23 protein-coding genes are annotated in these 20,846 nt (G+C 61.9%); 6 read left to right on the forward strand and 17 right to left on the reverse strand.

The window, feature by feature from the left end; all coding sequences use genetic code 11:
* Positions 1-2: 2 nt before the first annotated feature.
* The 8 genes from KBW81_RS13590 to ruvC form a co-directional block, all read right to left on the reverse strand.
* On the reverse strand, positions 3-1,139 hold the full coding sequence (locus KBW81_RS13590; RefSeq protein WP_254247538.1) for a hypothetical protein: 1,137 nt from the start codon (positions 1,137-1,139) through the stop codon (positions 3-5).
* Positions 1,140-1,142: 3 nt separating this feature from the next.
* Complete coding sequence (gene tolR, locus KBW81_RS13595) at positions 1,143-1,604, reverse strand: protein TolR (RefSeq protein WP_254247539.1); 462 nt, start codon at positions 1,602-1,604, stop codon at positions 1,143-1,145.
* Positions 1,605-1,607: 3 nt separating this feature from the next.
* Positions 1,608-2,282, reverse strand: coding sequence for a protein TolQ (gene tolQ / locus KBW81_RS13600; protein ID WP_175499143.1), 675 nt, complete (start codon positions 2,280-2,282; stop codon positions 1,608-1,610).
* A gap of 114 nt (positions 2,283-2,396) precedes the next feature.
* Positions 2,397-2,786 (reverse strand): tol-pal system-associated acyl-CoA thioesterase, encoded by a 390-nt coding sequence (gene ybgC / locus KBW81_RS13605; protein ID WP_254247540.1) that lies wholly within the window; start codon positions 2,784-2,786, stop codon positions 2,397-2,399.
* Positions 2,783-3,412: a hypothetical protein gene (locus KBW81_RS13610; protein ID WP_254247541.1), complete on the reverse strand. Its 630-nt coding sequence runs from the start codon at positions 3,410-3,412 to the stop codon at positions 2,783-2,785. Before KBW81_RS13610 ends, ybgC begins: the two co-directional genes overlap by 4 nt.
* A 49-nt stretch (positions 3,413-3,461) precedes the next feature.
* The gene (gene ruvB, locus KBW81_RS13615) at positions 3,462-4,481 is read right to left on the reverse strand and encodes a Holliday junction branch migration DNA helicase RuvB (protein ID WP_090185661.1); all 1,020 of its coding nucleotides are present in this window, start codon (positions 4,479-4,481) and stop codon (positions 3,462-3,464) included.
* 9 nt (positions 4,482-4,490) lie between these two features.
* On the reverse strand, positions 4,491-5,147 hold the full coding sequence (ruvA, locus tag KBW81_RS13620) for a Holliday junction branch migration protein RuvA (RefSeq protein WP_254247542.1): 657 nt from the start codon (positions 5,145-5,147) through the stop codon (positions 4,491-4,493).
* On the reverse strand, positions 5,144-5,662 hold the full coding sequence (gene ruvC, locus KBW81_RS13625) for a crossover junction endodeoxyribonuclease RuvC (protein WP_090185656.1): 519 nt from the start codon (positions 5,660-5,662) through the stop codon (positions 5,144-5,146). Before ruvC ends, ruvA begins: the two co-directional genes overlap by 4 nt.
* 290 nt (positions 5,663-5,952) lie before the next feature.
* Between ruvC and KBW81_RS13630 the strand changes: the two genes are divergently transcribed.
* A complete protein-coding gene (locus KBW81_RS13630) occupies positions 5,953-6,165 on the forward strand; it encodes a DUF1127 domain-containing protein (protein ID WP_254247543.1) in 213 nt (70 codons plus the stop codon).
* Positions 6,166-6,297: 132 nt separating this feature from the next.
* On the opposite strand, the gene KBW81_RS13635 is transcribed toward KBW81_RS13630, so the two are convergent.
* From KBW81_RS13635 to KBW81_RS13655, 5 genes are all read right to left on the reverse strand, one after another.
* On the reverse strand, positions 6,298-6,642 hold the full coding sequence (locus KBW81_RS13635; protein WP_090185649.1) for a hypothetical protein: 345 nt from the start codon (positions 6,640-6,642) through the stop codon (positions 6,298-6,300).
* Positions 6,643-6,731: 89 nt separating this feature from the next.
* Complete coding sequence (locus KBW81_RS13640) at positions 6,732-7,604, reverse strand: 50S ribosomal protein L11 methyltransferase (RefSeq protein ID WP_254247544.1); 873 nt, start codon at positions 7,602-7,604, stop codon at positions 6,732-6,734.
* Positions 7,605-7,715: 111 nt separating this feature from the next.
* Entirely contained in the window at positions 7,716-8,363 is a 648-nt protein-coding gene (gene msrA / locus KBW81_RS13645) for a peptide-methionine (S)-S-oxide reductase MsrA (protein ID WP_254247545.1), read from the reverse strand.
* Positions 8,364-8,417: 54 nt separating this feature from the next.
* On the reverse strand, positions 8,418-9,650 hold the full coding sequence (locus KBW81_RS13650) for an MFS transporter (RefSeq protein ID WP_254247546.1): 1,233 nt from the start codon (positions 9,648-9,650) through the stop codon (positions 8,418-8,420).
* 190 nt (positions 9,651-9,840) lie between these two features.
* A complete protein-coding gene (locus KBW81_RS13655; RefSeq protein ID WP_254247547.1) occupies positions 9,841-12,033 on the reverse strand; it encodes a primosomal protein N' in 2,193 nt (730 codons plus the stop codon).
* A gap of 73 nt (positions 12,034-12,106) precedes the next feature.
* Between KBW81_RS13655 and fsa the strand changes: the two genes are divergently transcribed.
* The 4 genes from fsa (at position 12,107) to KBW81_RS13675 (ending at position 15,362) form a co-directional block, all read left to right on the forward strand.
* The gene (fsa, locus tag KBW81_RS13660; protein WP_090185633.1) at positions 12,107-12,760 is read left to right on the forward strand and encodes a fructose-6-phosphate aldolase; all 654 of its coding nucleotides are present in this window, start codon (positions 12,107-12,109) and stop codon (positions 12,758-12,760) included.
* A 120-nt stretch (positions 12,761-12,880) separates the two neighbouring features.
* A complete protein-coding gene (locus KBW81_RS13665) occupies positions 12,881-13,597 on the forward strand; it encodes a DUF484 family protein (RefSeq protein ID WP_090185630.1) in 717 nt (238 codons plus the stop codon).
* A complete protein-coding gene (locus KBW81_RS13670; RefSeq protein WP_090185627.1) occupies positions 13,594-14,508 on the forward strand; it encodes a tyrosine recombinase XerC in 915 nt (304 codons plus the stop codon). The genes KBW81_RS13665 and KBW81_RS13670 overlap by 4 nt, the downstream gene beginning before the upstream one ends.
* A 158-nt stretch (positions 14,509-14,666) precedes the next feature.
* Positions 14,667-15,362, forward strand: coding sequence for a CDP-alcohol phosphatidyltransferase family protein (locus KBW81_RS13675; protein WP_090185626.1), 696 nt, complete (start codon positions 14,667-14,669; stop codon positions 15,360-15,362).
* Here the strand turns inward: KBW81_RS13675 and KBW81_RS13680 are convergent.
* The 3 genes from KBW81_RS13680 to KBW81_RS13690 are packed head-to-tail and all read right to left on the reverse strand — an operon-like array spanning position 15,359 to position 17,099.
* A complete protein-coding gene (locus KBW81_RS13680) occupies positions 15,359-16,195 on the reverse strand; it encodes a DMT family transporter (RefSeq protein WP_254247548.1) in 837 nt (278 codons plus the stop codon). The two genes, KBW81_RS13675 and KBW81_RS13680, sit on opposite strands and share 4 nt — an antisense overlap.
* Positions 16,192-16,644 carry a methylated-DNA--[protein]-cysteine S-methyltransferase gene (locus tag KBW81_RS13685; protein ID WP_254247549.1) on the reverse strand — a complete coding sequence of 151 codons (453 nt, stop codon included), beginning with the start codon at positions 16,642-16,644 and terminating at the stop codon, positions 16,192-16,194. Before KBW81_RS13685 ends, KBW81_RS13680 begins: the two co-directional genes overlap by 4 nt.
* A complete protein-coding gene (locus tag KBW81_RS13690; protein WP_254247550.1) occupies positions 16,641-17,099 on the reverse strand; it encodes a PaaI family thioesterase in 459 nt (152 codons plus the stop codon). Before KBW81_RS13690 ends, KBW81_RS13685 begins: the two co-directional genes overlap by 4 nt.
* 140 nt (positions 17,100-17,239) lie before the next feature.
* Between KBW81_RS13690 and KBW81_RS13695 the strand changes: the two genes are divergently transcribed.
* The gene (locus KBW81_RS13695; protein WP_175499142.1) at positions 17,240-17,671 is read left to right on the forward strand and encodes a universal stress protein; all 432 of its coding nucleotides are present in this window, start codon (positions 17,240-17,242) and stop codon (positions 17,669-17,671) included.
* A gap of 37 nt (positions 17,672-17,708) precedes the next feature.
* On the opposite strand, the gene ileS is transcribed toward KBW81_RS13695, so the two are convergent.
* Entirely contained in the window at positions 17,709-20,660 is a 2,952-nt protein-coding gene (gene ileS, locus KBW81_RS13700) for an isoleucine--tRNA ligase (protein ID WP_254247551.1), read from the reverse strand.
* Positions 20,661-20,846: the final 186 nt, after the last annotated feature.

Here is a 20,846-nt window from a genome sequence, read left to right on the forward strand (position 1 = left end):
CGTCAGCGCAGCCGCATTCCCGACGGGTCAAAGGTAATCTCGACCTCTTGCCACTCGCTATATTTGTCCGCTGGCAGATCGTAACCATCGGTGCCCTGACAGCGCAGAATCGCACGCCGCGCCGCATCATAGGCGATCTTGGTCGCCGCATCATCGCCGCCACTGGCCGCGACTTGGCGCACGTCACCGCTGACCTTGCCGCTTTGATCCAGCGTGAACCCAACCGTCATCTGGACCCGCGCCGCTTGGCTGCCCGGATCGACGTTCCAGCAGCGGTTCACCGCCACGCGAAAGCCTTCGCGCTCTGATCCCGTCATCGGCGGGCCTTGCGGCACATTCGCTGCCTGCGATGGCGGCGCTGTCGCCGCAGCAGCGGCCTCTAGCGCGGCCTGAACCGCCGACTGGTCCACCTGCGGCGCAGGCGCTTCTGCCGTTTGCGTCTCGGGCTCCACCTCTGGCGCAGGGGCCGTCGTCGGCCGGTTCGGACGCGTGCGCGGACGCGGCGTTTCGGTCACCAAACCTTGCGGAGTCTCCGCCTCGGTCACAATCTCGGTCGCCGCCTCTTCGGGTGCCGTCTGCTCCTGCGCCTGCTCGACCACAGGCGCATCGGGGGCCGCGTCAGGGCTCGCCATATCCTGCGCCACATCCGCCGGGGCCGCATCAGGCGGCGGCGGCGCAACGGCGTCAGGCGTAATCCGTTGCGCAGGGCGCGGAATAGGGCGCGGGCTGGCGGTCAGGTTCGGCGCAGCCACGACCTCTTCTGCCGGCGGACCGGGAGTCGCTGGCGAATCGCTGATCACAGGCATCGGCTCCGGCGGCTCTGGCGCGGGGGGCGGCGGCAAATCAGGCGTTGGCGGCTGCACCGCATCGGGTGGGGGCGGGGTCGCTGCGGCCTCTTCTTGCACAGGCACCTCTGGCGCGGCCTCGGCGCTTGGCGCCTCTGGCGCATCGGGTGGCGCTTCGGTCGGATCAGGCGTCGTCGCCGCCACGATCGCGGCATATTCTTCGGAACTCACGACAGACACTTCGCTGATTTCAAACGGCAAAGGCTCAGAATCGAACCCCCAGCCGCCGATCAGCCAGACCAACAACGCCAGATGCCCGGCGGCCGAGACATATGTGCCGGTCGTGCGTTCCATGACTTAGTTGCCCGCGTCCGCAGGCGCAGCCAGCGCGGTCCCGCCGATGTCGGTCACAAGGCCGATGTTGGAAAAGCCCGCCGCATTCAGCGCGCCCATGACCTCTGCCACCCGGTTCCAAGCGTTGCCGCCATCCGCGCGCAAGAAGATCCGGTCGCTGGTGCGCTCGGCTGCAATCGCCTGCAACTTGGCGACCAACTCGCCCTCTGCCGTGTCGGTGTTCTGGATCGCAAGCGATCCGTCACCCTTGATCGTCACAGTCAGCGGCTCTTCTTCATCACTTGGTAGTGCATTTGCCGCAGTCTTGGGCAATTCCACAGGCACGCCAACGGTCATCAAAGGGGCCGCAACCATAAAGATGATCAGTAGCACCAGCATGACGTCCACAAAGGGCGTGATATTGATCTCGGCCATCGGCTGCGCCCGTCCGCGCCGCCGCCCCCGCCGGTTGCCAGCCTCAGCCATGGCTCAGGCGTCCAACTGGCGCGACAGGATGGTGCTGAACTCGTCGGCAAAGGCTTCATAGCCCGCGACAATCCGGTCCGCATCCGCGCTTAGCTTGTTGTAGAAAATAACCGCAGGAATAGCCGCCATCAGGCCCAGACCCGTCGCCAACAGCGCCTCTGCAATACCGGGTGCCACAACCGCAAGGTTCGTATTCTGCGCCTGCGCAATCTCGATAAAGGCGTTCATGATCCCAAAGACCGTACCGAACAAACCAACATAAGGCGCAACCGACCCGGTCGTCGCCAGCACAGACAGACCCTTTTGCAGCTTGGCCGCTTCTTTCGCGATAGCCACATCCATGCTGCGATCAATCCGCGCCTGCGCGCCTGCGATCAGATCGCCGTCCTGCTTATGGCTGCGGCGCCATTCGGTCATGCCCGCGCTAAAGACGACCTCTGCCGCACCGCGTGGCTGACCCCCGATCTGGTCATACAGCTGATCCAGCGGCTCGCCGCTCCAGAAGGCACGGTCAAACAGGTCCGCCGCAGCACGCGCTTTGCGATACTGAATTGTCTTGTCCACGATGATCGACCAGCACCAAATACTGGTGCCAATCAGCGCGAACATGACGAATTTCACAAGGATGGTCGCGTGGGCGAACATCGACCACATCGTGATATCGGGAACTGTTTCCATGGTGCCTGCTCTGACGTTTGGCCGCTTTCGCGGTCTGATTGTCGCTGATTCTATCCGAATCGCAACAAAACGCCAATGTCATTCCGCACACGTTTGCGCCAGACTGCCGATGGGCTAGTGTACCGCCGCGCGCAAACCCTTGGGCAGCCGCGTCGGCTTTCCCTCTAGCGTCATACACACCGCAGTAACTTCCGCCCGGAATAGCACCACATCCCCGCGCCGTACCTCTTGGTCAAACACCCAGCGCACCGCACTTTGCGCCCGGTGACTTGTATGCACGACCAGCCGATCATCCAGCTTTGCGGGGGCCAGATAATCAGCCACCACCCGCGTCACGACAAAGACGATGCCCTCTTTGTCCCGCATCTCTAGCTGGTTCATCCCCAGCAGTTCGACCAGTTCCGACCGCCCACGTTCAATATATTTCAGATAGTTAGCGTAATAAACGATCCCGCCCATGTCGGTATCTTCGTAATACACACGCACCGGAGTCTCGTGGCTCATTGCATTTTCCCCGCCCGCGCCGCGATGCGAAGCGCATGACTCGCGTCCTGCGCCACCGCCGGCATCACCGGATCATAAACCGCGCGCACAATGGCCGCGACCTCTGGCCTGATCACCGCCACGCCGTCCAATAACGCCAACGGCGAGGCATCCATGAACGCCCGGTCCGACCAAAGAACGATCGTCTGGACCGCCTGACTCAGCGCCAGCGTATCCGCGCTCACTGCCTCTAAATGCTCATCCATCCGCAGGAAAACAAAGCACGCCTTGATCGCGCCCACCTCGTCAAAGCGGAAAACCCGGTACTGGTTCGCCTCGGCCGCCTGCAATCGCGCGACCAGTGGCACCAAGTCCGGCACCATCTGATCCAAATGCGGCACCTCCGGCAGCTCTGCCCAATCACGGCAGAAAAACACCATCAGGTTCGCGCCCAGTTCCCAGTCCGTCTCGGCCATCTTGTGACCGGCCATCACGACAACCGCTTCAATCGCGCTTTTAAAAACGCCCAGCGTCGCCTCATCGACGCCGAACACCACCGGCACAATTGGCCGCCCCCAGCGGGCGCACAGATAGCTGCCATCGCCCCGCGTGAACTTCGCCGCCACCTCTTCCGCTTCGATCGCCACCGCCCCATCCTCGCTTTTTTGTAAAATACGCCCGCCGGAGGCTCCAACCCTAGTCAAACAGATCACTGTCCCGCTTTGGCGCAGCCAACCCTAAATGCCGCCACGCATCCCGCGCCAACATCCGCCCGCGCGGGGTGCGCTGGATCAAACCCTTCTGCAACAGATAGGGCTCGATCACATCTTCCAGCGAATCCCGGCTCTCACTCAGCGCCGCACTCAAGGTCTCAATCCCCACCGGGCCGCCGGCATAACTCTCTGCAATCAGACGCAAATACCGCCGATCCGCGTTATCCAAGCCCATATCATCCACGCCCATCCGCGTCAGCGCCCGGTCAGCAATCGCGTGGTCCACGGTGCCATCACCTTCGACCAACGCGAAATCCACGACCCGCCGCAAAAGCCGCCCCGCGATCCGCGGTGTGCCGCGCGCGCGCCGCGCAATCTCTCTCGCGCCGTCCGGCGTCGCAGGGGCACCCATCAGGCGGGCACCGCGCGTGACAATCTCGTGCAACTCGTTCTCAGTGTAAAACTCCAGCCGGACCGGAATGCCAAAGCGGTCGCGCAGCGGGGTTGTCAGCAGACCCATCCGCGTCGTCGCCCCGACCAGCGTGAACGGCTGCAATTCGATCCGCACCGTGCGCGCCGCAGGCCCCTCGCCAATGACCAGATCCAGCGCGAAATCTTCAAGCGCGGGATATAGCACTTCTTCGACCGCCGGGTTCAGACGGTGGATCTCGTCGATAAACAGCACATCATTGGGCTCTAGGTTCGTCAAAATCGCCGCCAAATCCCCGGCCCGCGCCAAAACGGGGCCAGAGGTCATGCGGAAGCCAACCCCCAATTCGCGTGCCATAATCTGCGCCAGCGTCGTCTTACCCAGCCCGGGCGGGCCGTGAAACAACACATGATCCATCGCATCTTTGCGCATCTTCGCGCTCTCGATGAACACACGCAGGTTCGCCCGCGCCTCGGCCTGACCGATAAACGCCTCCAGCGTTTGCGGCCGCAGCGCGCGGTCCGCATCCTCGGGCAACGGCTCTGGCCGCATCAGGGGATCGGGTTCACTCATACCCCTGCCTTACCCCTTCGGTGCCAGCAGCTTCAAGGCGGCGCGGATCACGTCCCCTGTCGCAGCGCCCGGTGTCATCGCCTCGGCCACCGCAGCCGCTGCATCGCCGGGCGCATATCCAAGATTCACGAGCGCCGACAGCGCCTCGCCCTGCGCCGGGTTCGCCTTGGCCGGTGCCTTACGTGCCTTAACTGGCACCGCAGGCGCGTCATCCTCGATCACGATATCATCGTCATCAAGCGCATCGCCGCCCATCGCCATCACGGCAGGAGCCTTATTCTTAAGCTCAATCGCCGCGCGTTGCGCGATCTTCGGCCCCACGCCCTTGGCCTTGGCCAGCGCGTGCCAGTCACCCAGCGCAATCGCCTTCGACACGCCCTCTGGCCCGAGCGCACCCAGAATAGCCAGCGAAGCTTTCGCCCCGATCCCTTGCACGCCCATCAACAAACGGTGCCATTCCTTTTCCACCAGAGAGGTGAAGCCGAATAGTTGCAGGTTATCCTCGCGCACCAAAAGGTCGGTATAAAGCGCCACCGCCTCGCCGTTCCCCGGCAGGTTGGCCATGGTGCGATCACTGATAAACACAAGATATCCAACGCCGCGCACGTCAATCAGCACATGATCCGCAGCGCGATAATCCAGCCGCCCGGCAATGCGCCCGATCATGACGCAGCCCGCGCCGTGGCTTTGGCCAGCGCCTTGTTCAAATGCCCTGCCGATTGCAGATGGTGCGCGTGGCAGATCGCAATCGCCAAGGCATCCGCCGCATCCGGCCCGGCAAGGTCAACGCCCGGCAGTTGCAGCCGTACCATATGGTCAATCTGCGCCTTGGCCGCGTGGCCCACGCCAACAACGGCCTTTTTCACAGCATTGGGGGCGTATTCACCCACCTCGATCCCCGCCTGCGCGACAACCAGCAGCGCGATCCCCCGCGCCTGCCCCAGCTTTAGCGTGCCGACCGCGTCCTTGTTCACAAAGGTCTGCTCGACCGCCGCACGGTCGGGCGCATATGTGATCATCACGGCGCTCAGCCCCTGATACAGCGTCAAAAGCCGCTCAGCCAGATTATCACCCAGCCCATGACAGACGCCATTCGCAACATGCGCGATTCGGCTACCCTGCACATCGACAACACCCCAGCCCATATTCCGCAGCCCCGGATCGATCCCCAACACCCGCATCGCACCCTCATTCGTTTCTTTTGGTTAGGACCCAGTTAGCACAAAACGCGAACACAAACCAAGCGCCCTTCGCTTGCCCCGCCCGATTAGCCGTAATCTGTCGCCATTTGCGCCACTTACGCCGCCGGCCGCATCGCCCATTATTGACGCCAATCGCCCATTTAGTAGGCATGATGAAAACACATGGAAGCCCTGCAAAAATCGGGGGTGGTGGCACCCCGGTTCGGTGGCTACGTGCCAGCTATCAATATAAACGCTGCCATTGCAGCACATCTTCAGGAGCCACTCCCATGGCATCGATCAACGCAACCCGCGCGAACCCCGCCCTGACCGGCGGCTTCGCCTCCGGTCTTTTCACTGCCACCGTCTCTCGTCTGGCCGCTTGGAACGACGCGCGCATCACGCGCAAGTCCCTGTCCCAGCTGTCGGCCCGCGAGCTTGACGATATCGGCCTGTGCTACGGCGACATCAACGACGTCGCAGCTGGCGGCTTCCGCCGCTAAAACGCGCAAGCTTCAGACAGAATAACGCCGCGCCCGGATAATCCTCCGGCGCGGCGTTTTGCTTTCCGGCCCCCAGACACACAAAAGCCAGCCCGGCGAAGGGCTGGCTTGCTTCGAACCACTTAGGTTATTTTAGCTGCGCATCATCCGCATGACCCGCGCAACCGCATCCGTCGCCGGATCGGGCTGCATGACCCAAGCGCCAGCTTGCTCGAACATGTGCCCTTGCGACAGGGTGTCCAGCTTGCCTGCATAGGTTGGCGCATCCATCACAGTCATGATGTAAGCCTTAAAGCCCAGCGCAATCAGCGCCGTCACAAACAGTGCTTTCCACGGAAACGCCAGCGCAGTGAAATGTGGGCGCGCAACGATCAGATTTTGCTTGTTCAGCCGCAGCGTATACCCGCCGCTCAGCTTGTTGTGCTGCCGGGTAATTCGGCGAAGCCGCTTATAAAATTGGTCGCGATGTCCAGACATGACAATCTCCAGAAGCCCCCACCTCTTGGAGTTGAAATTAACGTTAAAAAATGGCTAAGCCAAGGCAAAACCCGGTTAACGGACTTATTTTAGTCAAATTTCGTTAAAGTTAGCGTCGTCCAATCAACAATACTGTCGCGGCGCGTCTCATTAAATCCAGCGCGTGCATAAACCTCGACGACCGCATCGGCCTGCTCGTTCAGTATCCCCGACAGAATCGCCGTCCCGCCCGGCTGAGTCGCCTTCGCCATATCCTCGGCGATGGCAATCAGCGGCCCCTTCAGGATGTTTGCAAACACCAGATCAAATGGGGCCGCTTTTGCCAGCGCTGGCGCATCAAAGCCTGCCGCGATCAAACAATCGACCCGGCCGGTCAGGTTATTCGCCGCGACATTGGCCGCCGCAACCTCGACCGCTGTGGGGTCAATGTCGGACGCCAACACCACATTCGGGCTGATATGCGCCGCCGCCATCGCCAAAACGGCCGTGCCGCAGCCAATGTCGACGGCGTTTTGCGGCACAAAGCCCGCGTCGACCATGCGGTCAAATGCACGCAAACAGCCCAGCGTCGTGCCGTGGTGGCCCGTGCCAAAAGCCATCGCCGCCTCGATCAACAGCGGCACTTTGCCCGCGGGCACCTTGTCCGCATCGTGGCTGCCGTAGACAAAGAACCGGCCCGCATCGACGGGCGGCAAGTCGCGGCGCACCTTGGCGACCCAGTCTTCGTCCGGCACGTCAGAGACGTTGAAATCCTGCACGCCGTGCACCATCGCCAGCACAGCAAGGCCCGCGCGGTCCGGCTCATCGGTGAAATACGCGGCGACCTCGAACAGGCCAGAGCCGTCCTCGACCTCGAACACACCGATCCCTGTGGGCTCCGGCTCGAGCGCCTCCAGCGCAAGGGCAAGCCCCTCGGCGGTGCTGCGTCCCATGGTCGTGGTCAATGCGGTAAACGTGGTCATGGCGATCCCCTTTATGCTGGCCCAGTTAGAACCAAGCGCTGGGTGCGTCAAACGCAAAGGCCCCGGCGCGGTGCCGGGGCCTTGTAATTCTGCGCCGATAAAGATGCCTGATCAGGCACCGACACCAATTGGACAGGTCACGCCGGTGCCGCCAATGCCGCAATAGCCGTTCGGGTTCTTTGCCAGATACTGCTGGTGATAGCCTTCGGCATAATAAAACGTCGGCGCATCCACGATCTCGCTTGTGATCGTGCCGTAACCAGCGTCCGTCAGACGCGGCTGAAACGCGGTCTTGCTTTGCGCGGCCGCCGCACGCTGGGCTGCGTCCATCATATAGATGCCAGAACGGTACTGCGTTCCCGCATCATTGCCTTGCCGCATCCCTTGGGTCGGATCATGCCCTTCCCAAAACACCTGAAGCAGCGCGTCATAGCTGATCTTGGCCGGGTCATAGACGACGCGGACAACCTCGTTATGGCCCGTCTTGCCGGTGCAGACCTCTTCATAGGTCGGGTTCGGCGTATAGCCGCCAGCATAGCCCACGGCCGTCGTCGTCACGCCGTCCAGCTTCCAGAACATCCGCTCGACGCCCCAGAAACACCCCATGCCGAACACGGCAACTGCATGGCCTTCGGGGACATCCTTGATCGGGGTCTCAAGTACAAAGTGCATCTTTTCCGTCGGCACAGCCTGATCGCGGCCCGGCAGAGCGTTCTCGGCGCTGATCATTTCGGATTTATCGCGGGACATGAATAACATGTGAAATCTCCTAAGCGGGGTATTGCGTTAATATAGTCCGTTGCCGCGCAATTTCTACTGCGCGGCGACCGGCGCGGGCGGGTGGGCAAACACTGTCTCGTGACCGGGGACCGGATGCCGCGGGATCAGCAGCGCAAGACCAAACGACACCGCCGCCATCCCCGCTGCCAGTCCAAACACCAGCGTCGGCGAAACCAGCCAAAGCAGCCCCAGCAACACCGGCAGAAACACCGCCGCGATATGGTTAATCGTAAAGGCCACCGCCGCCGTCGGCGCAATATCCGCCGGATCGGCGATCTTTTGGAAATACGTCTTCAATGCAAAGGCCAGCGCGAAAAAGATATGGTCTAAGACATACAGCGTCGCTGCAATCGCCACGCCCCAGCCAAAGAAATAGACACCGCCATAAGCCAGAAACACGGCGACCAAGCCAAGATATTCGAACATCAACGCACGCCGCTCGCCAAACTGGCCGACAATGCGGCCCATCAGCGGGGCCAGCACGATATTCACGACCAGATTGATCAGGAACAGCGCCGTCACCTCGTCCACGCGAAAGCCAAAGCGTTCGACCATCATAAAGCCCGCAAAGACGACAAAGATTTGCCTGCGCGCGCCCGACATGAACTGCAACGCATAATACAGCCAATATCGACGGCGCAGCACAAAGGTCTTCAGCTGCGGATGCGGCGCCTCGAACTGGGGATAGGCGACCAGACACCACAGCGCTGCAAGCGCGCAGAACCCGCCGGACACCATGTAAACAAAGGCATAAGACAGATCGAACCTTTCCCATGTCATCACGATCAGCACATAGGCGACCAGCGTCGCGCCCGACCCTGCGGCCATGATCCAACCCAGCATCTGCGGCGCGCGCGCCCGGTCGATCCACTGCAATTGCAAGCTTTGGTTCACCGTCTCAAAGTAGTGGAACCCGATCGAGGACAGCATGGTGATCGTCAAAATCCCCGCCATATCCGGAAAATAGGCCGTCACCGCCGTCGACACCCCCAGCAGCAGCAAGGCAATCAGCCCCAGCACCTGTTCGCGGATAAAGATAATCAGGGCGATCACCCCGATGGCCAGAAAGCCCGGAATCTCTCGCACCGTATGCAACAACCCGATGTCGCCGCCGTCAAAGCCCGCGACATCAATGACGAAGTTGTTCAGCAGTGCCGACCACGTCGCAAAGGCGACAGGCATCGCCATCGCCATCACGAAAAGCAACGTAAATGGCCTGCGCCAGAACGGCAGGTTGCGGGCGTCGGACAGTTTCACAGTACTCATGGCCGAATGCTTAGGCCTCGCGACACGCCAGAGCAATATGGGATGGTGGGCGGGGCGTCTTCGGGCCGCAGCCCGAACAGCGCCGTTTCATCATCCCGTCACCCTGCGCGCGCAGCCGTTAAATAACTGTAAAAGATTACATAATATGTATCGCATGCGAAACATTTAGTTTTTGAAATGTATTTTGTGCTTAGTAAAAACTCTGCGGATCGATATCGATCGCCATCCGCAAATCACCACGCAACTTGAACTGCGCCGCCCATTCCGCCAGCGCCTGCTGCAAAGGCGCAGCCTTGTCCGCCTTCACCAGCAACCGCACCCGGTGCCGTCCCCTGATCCGCGCAATCGGCGCTGGTGCCGGACCAAAGACTTGCGCCCCAATCCGCCGCAACGCCCCGTCTTGGCGCGCCATCGCTGTGCCCAACTCAAAGACCTGCTGCACATCGCCCCCGCTCAGCACGATCCCGGCCATGCGGCCATAAGGCGGCACACCAGCGGCCTTGCGCTCTGCCGCCTCGGCGGACCAAAACGCCTCTTCATCACCTGCAACAATTGCCCGGATCACAGCATGTTCCGGCTGATAGGTCTGAAGCAGCGCCTCTCCCGGTGCCTCTGCCCGCCCAGCGCGCCCCGCGACCTGCCGCATCAGCTGGAACGTCCGCTCTGCCGCGCGCAAATCGGATCCTTGCAGGCCTAAATCCGCGTCAATCACACCGACAAGCGTCAGCTTGGGAAAGTTATGCCCTTTCGCCACCAGCTGTGTGCCGATCACAATATCCGCCCCGCCCGCCGCAATATCTGCGATATGCGCCTTCATTGCGCGGGCAGAGCCATACAGATCGCTCGACAAAACCACGACCCGCGCATCAGGGAACAGCGCCTGCACCTCTTCACCCATCCGCTCTACGCCGGGGCCAACAGCGCTTAGCTTATCCTCGACCGCGCAATGCGGGCAGACCGTCGGCATCGGCTTGGTCGCGCCGCATTGGTGGCACATCAGCCGCTTCAAAAAGCGGTGCTCGACCATCCGCGCATCGCAATCATCGCAGGCAATCTGGTGCCCGCAGGCCCGGCACAGCGTCACCGGCGCGTACCCGCGGCGGTTCAAAAACACGAGGCTCTGCTCGCCCCGCTCAATCCGTAACTGCATCGCAGCGCGCAAGGACGGCGACACCCAATGCCCGCTCGGCAAATCCTCTGACCGCATATCAATTGCGGACATTTTCGGCATCACCGCAGGACCAAAGCGGCTCTTCAGCTCCAGCCGCCGATACTTGCCCGCCTCGACATTGGCCCAGCTTTCCAGACTTGGCGTAGCTGATGCCAGCACCACCTGCGCCCCGTTCCCCGCCGCCCGCAGCACAGCCATGTCGCGGGCATTATACAGCACGCCGTCCTCTTGTTTATAGGATGTATCATGCTCTTCATCGACGACGATCAGCCCCAGATCGCGGTAAGGCAGAAACAGCGCAGACCGCGCCCCGACCACAACATCCGCGTCCCCTTGCCCAACCATCCGCCAGCAACGCCGCCGTTCCGTCTGCGTCACGCCGGAATGCCATTCCGCGGGCCGCTGGCCAAAGCGTGCTTCGATCCTGTCCAGAAACTCGCCCGTCAGCGCGATCTCTGGCAGCAGCACCAAGGCCTGCCGCCCGGCCCGCAGGCAAGCGGCGACAGCCTCTAGATAAACCTCGGTCTTGCCCGACCCGGTCACACCTTTCAGCAAGGTCGTGCCATAGGCACCGCTCGCCACAGCCTCGGCCAGCACCGCGGCCCCCGCCGCCTGATCTGCCGTTAGTTCCTTGCCGCCGTAATCCGGGTCCAGCTTCGGATAGGACGTATCGCGCGGCGCGTCTTCCTCGCTCACCGCCCCCAGCTTGACCATGCCTTTGACGACAGTGGTGCCCACCCCTGCCATCTCGGCCAGTTCTTTAAGCGTAAACGCCAGCCCGCCGTATTCGCGCAGCACATCCAGCACCGCCCGCCGCGCATCGGTCATCCGTGACGGCTCGCTTGTCCCAAGCCGGTAGACCTTGCGCGTGCCCGGCGCATCGCCCATCCCCGGTGCCCGCGTCGCCAGCCGCAACATCTGATCCAGCGGCGTCAGGGTATAATCGGCGGCCCGCGTTAAAAAAGTCTGCATTTCAGACCGCATCGGGGCAACATCAAGCACGCGCACCACGCTACGCACTTTGGCATAATCGAAATCGCCAGCCCCTGGCCCCCAGACCACGCCCAGAATTTTCCGTGGCCCCAGCGGGACTTCGACGAACGCCCCAGCAAAACAGCCGCCCTGCGGCGCCTTGTAATCCAACACCCGCCCAAGCGGCTGCGTGGTCAGCACACCGACCAATTCGCCTTCGTTGAAATGTGACTGAACCATAACGGCCTTTTCAGGGTTTCCCCCATCAGGTAAACGCTGACCAAGCAAACGCCAACCCGAAGGGAACGAGCCGATGAAGTTTTTCGTAGACACCGCAGATATCGACGCCATCAAGGAACTGCATGCACTGGGCATGGTCGACGGGGTCACCACCAACCCGTCCCTGATCGCCAAATCCGGTCGCGACATCCTCGAAGTTACCAAAGAAATCTGTGACATCGTCAGCGGCCCCGTGTCCGCCGAAGTCGTCGCCTTGGACGCCGAGACGATGCTGGCCGAAGGCCGCAAGCTGGCCAAGATCGCACCAAATATCGCAGTCAAAGTACCGCTGACATGGGCCGGTCTGCAAACCTGCAAGACGCTGTCCGACGAAGGCACCATGGTCAACGTGACCCTGTGCTTCTCTGCAAACCAGGCGCTGCTGGCCGCCAAAGCTGGTGCGACATTCATCAGCCCCTTCGTGGGCCGCTTGGACGATATCAACATCGACGGCATGGAATTGATCGGCGACATCCGCACGATCTATGACAACTACGGCTTTGACACGCAGATCCTTGTCGCGTCGATCCGCACCGCCAACCACATGAAAGACGCGGCGCTGATCGGCGCTGATGTCGCCACCGCACCGCCCGCCGTCATCAAAGGCATGGCCAGCCATATCCTGACAGACAAGGGCCTTGATGGCTTCATGGCCGACGTCAAAAAAGCTGGCATCAAGATTCTGTAAGCCAAAACGACTGGGCCGCACCTGCAACAGGGGCGGCCCCTTCCACCCCGCGATCAATTTAAAGGCGAAATCAGGCGTCAGACCTGCTAGCCTTGCACAAAATCAAAAAAGAGCAGGCACATGAGCACAACACCCCTGATGGACACATCCGTCCGTGATCGCATCATTGCGGACCCCGATCTTCTGCTGGAAGATCAGGACATCATGCGCGCACTTGTGGCCGCGAATGAAAAAACCATGGGCGGCAATATCGTCGATCTACGCGGCATCGCGATGGAACGGCTCGAATCCCGCCTTGACCGGCTAGAGGACACGCACCGCAGCGTGATCGCCGCGGCCTACGAAAACCTCGCTGGCACCAACCAAGTTCACCGCGCCATTCTGCGCCTGATGGACGCGACCCGGTTTGAAACGTTCCTGCGCGATCTGGCCGGCGATGTTGCCGACACCCTGCGCGTCGATGTCATGCGCCTTGTGCTCGAAAGCGAAGGCGATGGCGACGATCCAGCGATCCGCCAGCTTGGCGAAGTCCTGTCCGTCGGCGGCCCCGGCTTCTGCGACACCTACATCACCCACGGCCGCGACATCCCCGTCCGCGCCGTCACCCTGCGGCAGGTGCAAAACCACGGCGCAGAGGTTTATGGCGACAAATCCGACTATGTCCGCTCAGAGGCGTGCCTCAAGCTCGACCTTGGCGCGGGCCGCCTGCCCGGCATGCTGGTCATGGGGTCAGAGGATCCACATCTGTTCACCCCGCAGCAAGGCACTGACTTGCTGACCTTTTTCGGCGGCGTGTTTGAACGCAGCATGCGCCGGTGGCTTGCGGCTGGCGTATGATCGCCCCGCAGCTGACCGATGCGCTGAACGGATGGCTCGCCCAATGCGCCGCCCTGAATGACGCGGCGGACCACACGCTGACCGCCTACCGCGCCGATGTGCAGGGCTTTCTGGCCTTCATGCAAAACCACAACGGCGGCGCGGTCGGCCTTGGCCCCATCGCCCGGATCACAACAGGCGACATGCGCGCCTGGATGGCGCATGAACGGGGCCGCGGCGTCGGCGCGCGCTCGCTCGCCCGCAGCCTGTCAGCCGTCAAAACCTTCTACCGCTGGCTGTCAGAGCGTGAGGGATTCGAGCCCACAGCCGTCCTGACCATCCGCAGCCCCAAGTTTACGAAAAAACTCCCCCGCCCGCTGGAGGAAACCGCTGCCCGCGCGATGATCGACCGCGTCGAATGCCAAGCGCTAGAGCCTTGGGTCGCCGCCCGCGATACCGCCGTGGTCACCGTGCTCTATGGCCTCGGCCTGCGCATATCAGAGGCGCTGTCGCTGACCGCAGCCCAATCCCCCCTGCCCGACGTGCTGCGCATCACCGGTAAGGGTGGCAAAATGCGCATCGTCCCCGTCCTGCCCGCCGCCCGCGACGCCGTCGCCGCCTATGTGCGCCTGTGTCCCCACGATCTGGCGGACGGTGGCCCGCTATTCCGCGGCGTGCGCGGCGGTGCCCTAAACCCCCGCGCCATCCAAAAGGTAATGGAGCTGTCGCGCCTGCAACTTGGCCTACCCGCCACCGCCACGCCCCACGCGATGCGCCACAGCTTTGCCACCCACCTGTTGACCGCTGGCGGCGACCTGCGCTGCATTCAAGAACTGCTCGGCCACGCCAGCCTGTCTACCACACAAGCCTATACCTCCGTCGACGCCGCCCGCCTGATGGAGGTCTACGACGCCGCCCACCCCCGCGCCTGACCGCTTTTGCATCATCTTGCCTGAAATACTCCCGCCGGAGGCAAACACACTTAACAGCCGCAACGCATTGCGCTTTTTTCAAAAACTTGCCTCCATTGGGCTACTTCCTCCGCAAAACGCGCTAAACTTAACGTTGTGCCAAACCGAAAGCCGCCCCTATGACCATCACCAACAAAGCGCTAGCTGTGCATCTACTGACTGCGACCGGCGCTGTTTTCGCCATGCTCGCCATGCTTGCGGCGGTCGATCATGACTGGGCGTTGATGTTTCTGTGGCTGATCGTGGCCTTCTTCGTGGATGGCATCGACGGGCCACTGGCGCGCAGATACGATGTCGAAACCAACGCGCCTGAATTTGACGGCGTCTTGCTCGACCTGATCATCGACTATCTGACCTATGTCTTCATCCCGGCCTATGCGCTTTATGGCTCTGGCCTGATGGACGGCTGGTCGGGGTGGGCCGCGATCATCATCATCACTTATACCTCGGCGATGTATTTCGCCGACACGCGGATGAAGACAAAGGACTATTCTTTCTCTGGCTTTCCGGGTTGCTGGAACATGCTGGTGCTGGTGCTTTTCGCGCTCAAGCCTGACTGGTGGGTCTGCCTTTGCCTCGTTGCCGCGCTGGCGATCACGATGTTCGTGCCGGTCAAATTCGTCCACCCGGTCCGCACCCAGCGCTGGCGCTACATCACGCTGCCGATGGCGCTGGCTTGGGTCATCTTCGCAGGCTGGGCCGCATGGGTTAATTTTGATCCGGGCAGCTGGGCGCACTACGGGCTGATCGTCACCTCGGTCTACCTGACACTCGCCGGGGCAGCGCAGCAGATCATGTATGGCCGCGAGGGTTAAAGCCGCGTCAGCACAACACCAGCGACGATCAGCCCGGCTGCGATGCCTTTCTGAGGGCTCATGCGTTCATTGAAGGCCCACCAGCCGATCAATACGGCGAACAGGATCGACGTCTCGCGCAGCGCTGCGACCAGTGCGATCGGGGCCTGTGTCATAGCCCAGACGACAATGCCGTAAGCCATGAACGAAAAGCCGCCCGCCACCAGCCCGACGCCCCAGACACGGGCCGTGCGCGGCACGACAGCGCTTCCGCGCAGCGCCAGAATGACCGGCACATAAAACACCGCCGCCGCGATCAGCAGCCAACCGGTATAAGCAATGGGATCGCCGCCAATCCGTGCGCCGATCCCGTCAGTCAACGTATACCCCGCCGTCGCGCAGGCAGAGCCAGCTGCAAAGGGCAGCATGCGGCGGCTTTCGCCGCTTGTGAACACGCCCCGCGCCATGACGGCTAGCCCTGCCCCAAGCAGCAGCACGCCGCCCACCTCTGGCCCGGTGACGGGGTCGAGTGCGAAGACGACGCTGACCAGCAGCACAATCATCGGCGCACCGCCGCGCGCAAGCGGGTAAACCCGGCTTAGATCGCCCTGTTCATAGGCATAGGCCAGAAAGAGTTGATACATCGTGTGGATCAGGCCAGAGGCTGCGATCCAGACCCAAATCTGCGGATCGGGCCAAGGCCGCATGGCAACTACGCAAAGCCCCGTCAGCGCATTGCCCAGCGTCAGCGCCAGCATCACGCTTTGTTTGTCGGCTCCGCGCCGGATCAAGGCGTTCCATAGCGCGTGCAGGACGGCAGCGGCCATAACGGCCAGAAAAACCGCTGTTGTCATATGAGCAAACCTGCCGCGCCTTCGCGTTTGAGCAGGGCAATTTTATCCTCGATCCCGCGCGGGCCGGAAAAGCCGCCAAGGCTGCTGGCCCCCAGCACACGGTGGCACGGGATTACGATGGGAATGGGATTCGCGCCGCAGGCCTGCCCGATGGCCTGCGCACTGACGCCAAGCTGCCGCGCCAGATCGCCATAGGTGCGCGTTTCGCCATAAGGGATCGCGATCAGCGCCTTCAAAAACGCTTGCTGAAACGGACTGCCAGACAAGGCAAGCGGCACGGTGAACTCCTTAGGCGATCCTGCGAAATAGGCCACAAGTTCGCGCCGTAGCGTATCGGCCAATGGCCCAGTCGTCAGGTTTCCCGGCCCCCAATGCAGCGCCGTAATCCCGGCATCCGTGTGATCAGCGCCCAGCGGACCAAGGTCCGTGTCCAGCAGAACACCCGTCATCCTGGACCGGGCTGGCGCAGCGCCGGGTTGCGCACGGCCATCATTGTCGCGCTTAGCGTGGCAATCAGGGTTTCCACCCCGTTGTCGTTGGCAAAGGCCTGCGCCTGCGCAAAGGTCAAGGTGCGGCCAGAACGGATAACATCGCCCACCACGCGAAAGCTTTGCCCACGTGCGGGGGCGATAAAGCTGGATTTGAATTCCGCGGTCAGCACCTCGGACTCCGCGTCCATCAGGGTGAAGGCCGCGAACCCGGCGGCGGAATCCATCACCGTCGTGATGACGCCCGCGTGCAGAAATCCATGATGCTGCGTCAGATGCGGCGCAAAGGGCAAGCACAGCGTGACGCGGCCCGGCGCGACGTCATCCACCGTGACGCCAAGGGTCTGCATGATCCCTTGGCGGTCAAACGCTGCCTGCATGCGCGGCAAGGCATTGGGGTCGCGTAAATCAGGCATAAGGCGTTAACTTTCGCTAAGGATATGCGGCAATCCTAGCGGTTTGGCGGACAAGGGAAAGGCCGCAGGCTGTTTGTCCCATATCAAAGACGCACCGGGTCGCCGCTGCCAGAATGGGCGCAATAAAAGGAGAACCCCAGATGATCACGAAAGTCATGGTCTGCTTTGACGGCTCTGACCACGCCGTATCTGCCCTGCTGAACGCCGCCGATCTGGCGCAAAAATATCAGGCAGCGCTGGACGTTGCCACGGTGATGCACATCGACATGAACGCCATCGCCGTTGGCGGCAGCGCGGTGATGATCCCGATCCACGAAGAAGAGGCGAAGGCCAACGCCGAGGCGATCTTGGAAAACGCGGCCAAGCTGGTGCAAGAGGCAGGCTACGCCGCCCCCAGCGTCCATGTGCTGCGCGGCACCCCGGCCGAGGCAATTTTGGAACATGCCAAATTGACCAACGCTGACATGATCGTCGCTGGCCGGCGTGGCTATGGCACGCTGCGCGGGATGCTGGTGGGGAGCGTGTCGCAAAAGCTGATTGCCCATGCGACCTGCCCTGTGCTGATTACCTGATGAAAAAAAAGGGGCCGGATCGCTCCGGCCCCGTATCTTATTTGCCGAGCGCCGCGTCGCAGCGGGCGCAGACGCCGGGGTGGCTATGCGTGCCCACGTCCGGCAGGATCTTCCAGCAGCGCTGGCATTTGTCGCCATCCGCGCGCTCGAACACGACACCCACATCAGCGATATCTTCGATGCGGAACGCTTCAGCCGGGGCTGGGTCTGTCGTGATTTCGATCCCGCTGGTGATGCACAGATCGTCAAAGGACAGGGTTTTCAGCGTCGCGGCTTCTTCCGCCGTCACGTGAACGACTGGGGCTGCTTCAAGCGATGCGCCGATCACCTTTTCCGTCCGCTTCACTTCCAGCGCGCCGGTGACAACGCGGCGCACACGGCGCACGGTCGACCATTTCGACGCAAGCGCAGGGTCGAGCCATTCATCCGGCGTTTCAGGAAAGTCCTGCAGGTGCACGGATGACACCGGGCCGGGGTGCCGTTCCAGCCAGACCTCTTCCATGGTGAAGCACAGGATCGGGGCCAGCCATGTGGTCAAGCGGTCGAACAGCAGTTCCAGCACAGTGCGCGCGGCGCGGCGGCGCGGCGTGTCGCCGTCGCAGTACAGCGCATCCTTGCGGATATCGAAGTAGAACGCCGACAGATCCAGCGTCGCGAAATCAAAGATCGCCCGGAAGACGCCTTGGAAATCATAGGCCGCGTAGCCCTTGCGGACAACGCTATCAAGCTCTGCCATACGGTGCAGCACCCACTGTTCCAGCTCTGGCATATCAGCGCGGGCGACGCGGTCACCTTCGGTCACATCGGCAAGCGAGCCGAGCATGAAGCGCATGGTGTTGCGCAGACGGCGATAGCTGTCAGCGGTGCCTTTCAGGATTTCCGGCCCGATCCGCAGGTCGTTGGTATAGTCGGATTGGGCGACCCAAAGGCGCAGAATATCCGCGCCATATTCCTTGATCACCGTTTCAGGCGCGACGGTATTGCCGACGGACTTGGACATTTTCATGCCCTTTTCGTCCAGCGTAAAGCCGTGGGTCAGCACACCGCGATAGGGCGCGCGGCCCTGCGTGCCGCAGCTTTGCAGCATCGACGAATGGAACCAGCCGCGGTGCTGATCGGTGCCTTCAAGATACAGATCGGCCAAGCCGTCCTCTGACCCGTCCGCGCGGTCGCGCAGCACAAAGGCGTGGGTCGACCCGGAGTCGAACCAGACGTCGAGGATGTCAAAGACCTGATCCCAGTCGTCCGCGTTGTAGTCATTGCCAAGGAAGCGTTCCTTCGCGCCGTCCACATACCACGCATCCGCGCCTTCTGCCTCGAACGCGTCGCGCACGCGGGCATTGACGCCCTCGTCGCGCAGCAAAAAATCGGGATCGGTGGGCAACGCGCCCTTCTTAGTAAAGCAGACCAGCGGCACACCCCAAGCGCGCTGACGCGACAGCACCCAATCGGGGCGCTGCGCAATCATCGCATGCAGACGATTGCGACCACGCTGCGGCGTCCATGTCACCAATTCGTCGATAGAGGTCAGCGCGCGTTCGCGGATCGTCTTCCCGTAGGTGTCCAATCCGTCGCCGACCGGACGGTCGATCGCGGCAAACCACTGGGGCGTGTTGCGGAAGATAACCGGTGCCTTGGACCGCCACGAATGCGGATAGCTGTGCTTGATCTTGCCACGCGCAAACAGGCCGCCCACCTCGACCAGTTTGTCGATAACGGCAGTGTTAGCGTCGCCTTCCCAAGACTTGTTCTTGGGCTTGTCGCGAAAGATCGCCTTGCCGCCAAAGAACGGCAAATCGGCGCGGAAGGTGCCGTCTTCGGTCACGTTATAGGTGATGACCTGTTCCAGCATGCCCAGATCGCGGTACAGCTCGAACTCTTCCATACCGTGCGACGGGGCGCAGTGGACAAAACCGGTGCCTTCGTCGTCGGTCACGAAAGGGGCCGCGCGGAAATCGCGGGGCTGGTCCCATTCGCCATTCGACCCCTCGGTGCCCGCAAGCGGGTGGGCGACCTGAGTGATGACCGACGGATCGACATCGCGAACGCGAGTCCACATCGTATCTTCCAGACGGGCCTTCTGGAACGCGGTCGCGGCCAGACCATCGGCCAGCAGATACCGGTCACCGACGGTCATCCAGCTTTGTTCTGGCACGCCGGTGACTTCGTACAGGCCGTAGGCGATGTCCTTGCCGTAAACGATCCCCTTGTTGGACGGCATGGTCCAGGGCGTCGTTGTCCAGATGACAACCGAAGCACCAACCAAATCGCGGTTATCAAGTGCGCTACCGTCACCTGCGACCGGATCAAGCACCGCAAACTTCACCCAGACGGTGTGGCTTTCCTTATCGTGATACTCGACCTCGGCCTCGGCCAGGGCGGTCTTTTCCACTGGCGACCACATCACAGGCTTAGAGCCTTGATACAGCGTGCCGTTCATAAGAAACTTCTGGAACTCGGCGGCGATCACGGCCTCGGCGTGGAAGTTCATCGTCAGGTATGGATCGGCCCAGTTGCCCGTCACGCCCAAACGCTTGAATTCCTCGCGCTGGATATCGACCCAGCCGGCGGCAAACTTGCGGCACTCAGCGCGGAAATCATTGACCGGCACGTCATCTTTGTTCAGGCCCTTGGCGCGGTACTGTTCTTCGATCTTCCATTCGATCGGCAGACCATGGCAATCCCAGCCGGGGATATAGCGCGCGTCGCGCCCCATCATCTGCTGGCTGCGCACGACCATATCCTTCAGCACCTTGTTCAGCGCGTGGCCGATGTGCAGGTGGCCATTCGCATAGGGCGGGCCATCGTGCAGCGTAAAGGGAGTGCGCCCTTCTTTGCCGCGCAGGGTGTCATAAACACCAATCTCGGCCCAGCGTGCCAACCATTCCGGCTCGCGCTTGGGCAAGCCTGCACGCATCGGAAAATCCGTGCGCGGCAGGTTCAGGGTGCTTTTGTAATCAACGGTCGTGTCGGGGGTGTCGGCGCACATGAAAGGCGTCCTTCGATCTGGAATTTGGCAGGAAAAAGAGGGCGGCGCAGCGCACCTTGACCCGGCGGCGCTGACGATCAGCGCGCCGGGGACATAATTCGTATCAGGACCCGCATATTCATGCCCGCGTTATAGGCAGCCCGGCGGCCGGGGTAAAGACGGCGCGATTGCTCCTTACTGCGCATT

It is taken from the genome of Loktanella salsilacus, assembly GCF_024206795.1.
GTDB lineage: Bacteria > Pseudomonadota > Alphaproteobacteria > Rhodobacterales > Rhodobacteraceae > Loktanella > Loktanella salsilacus.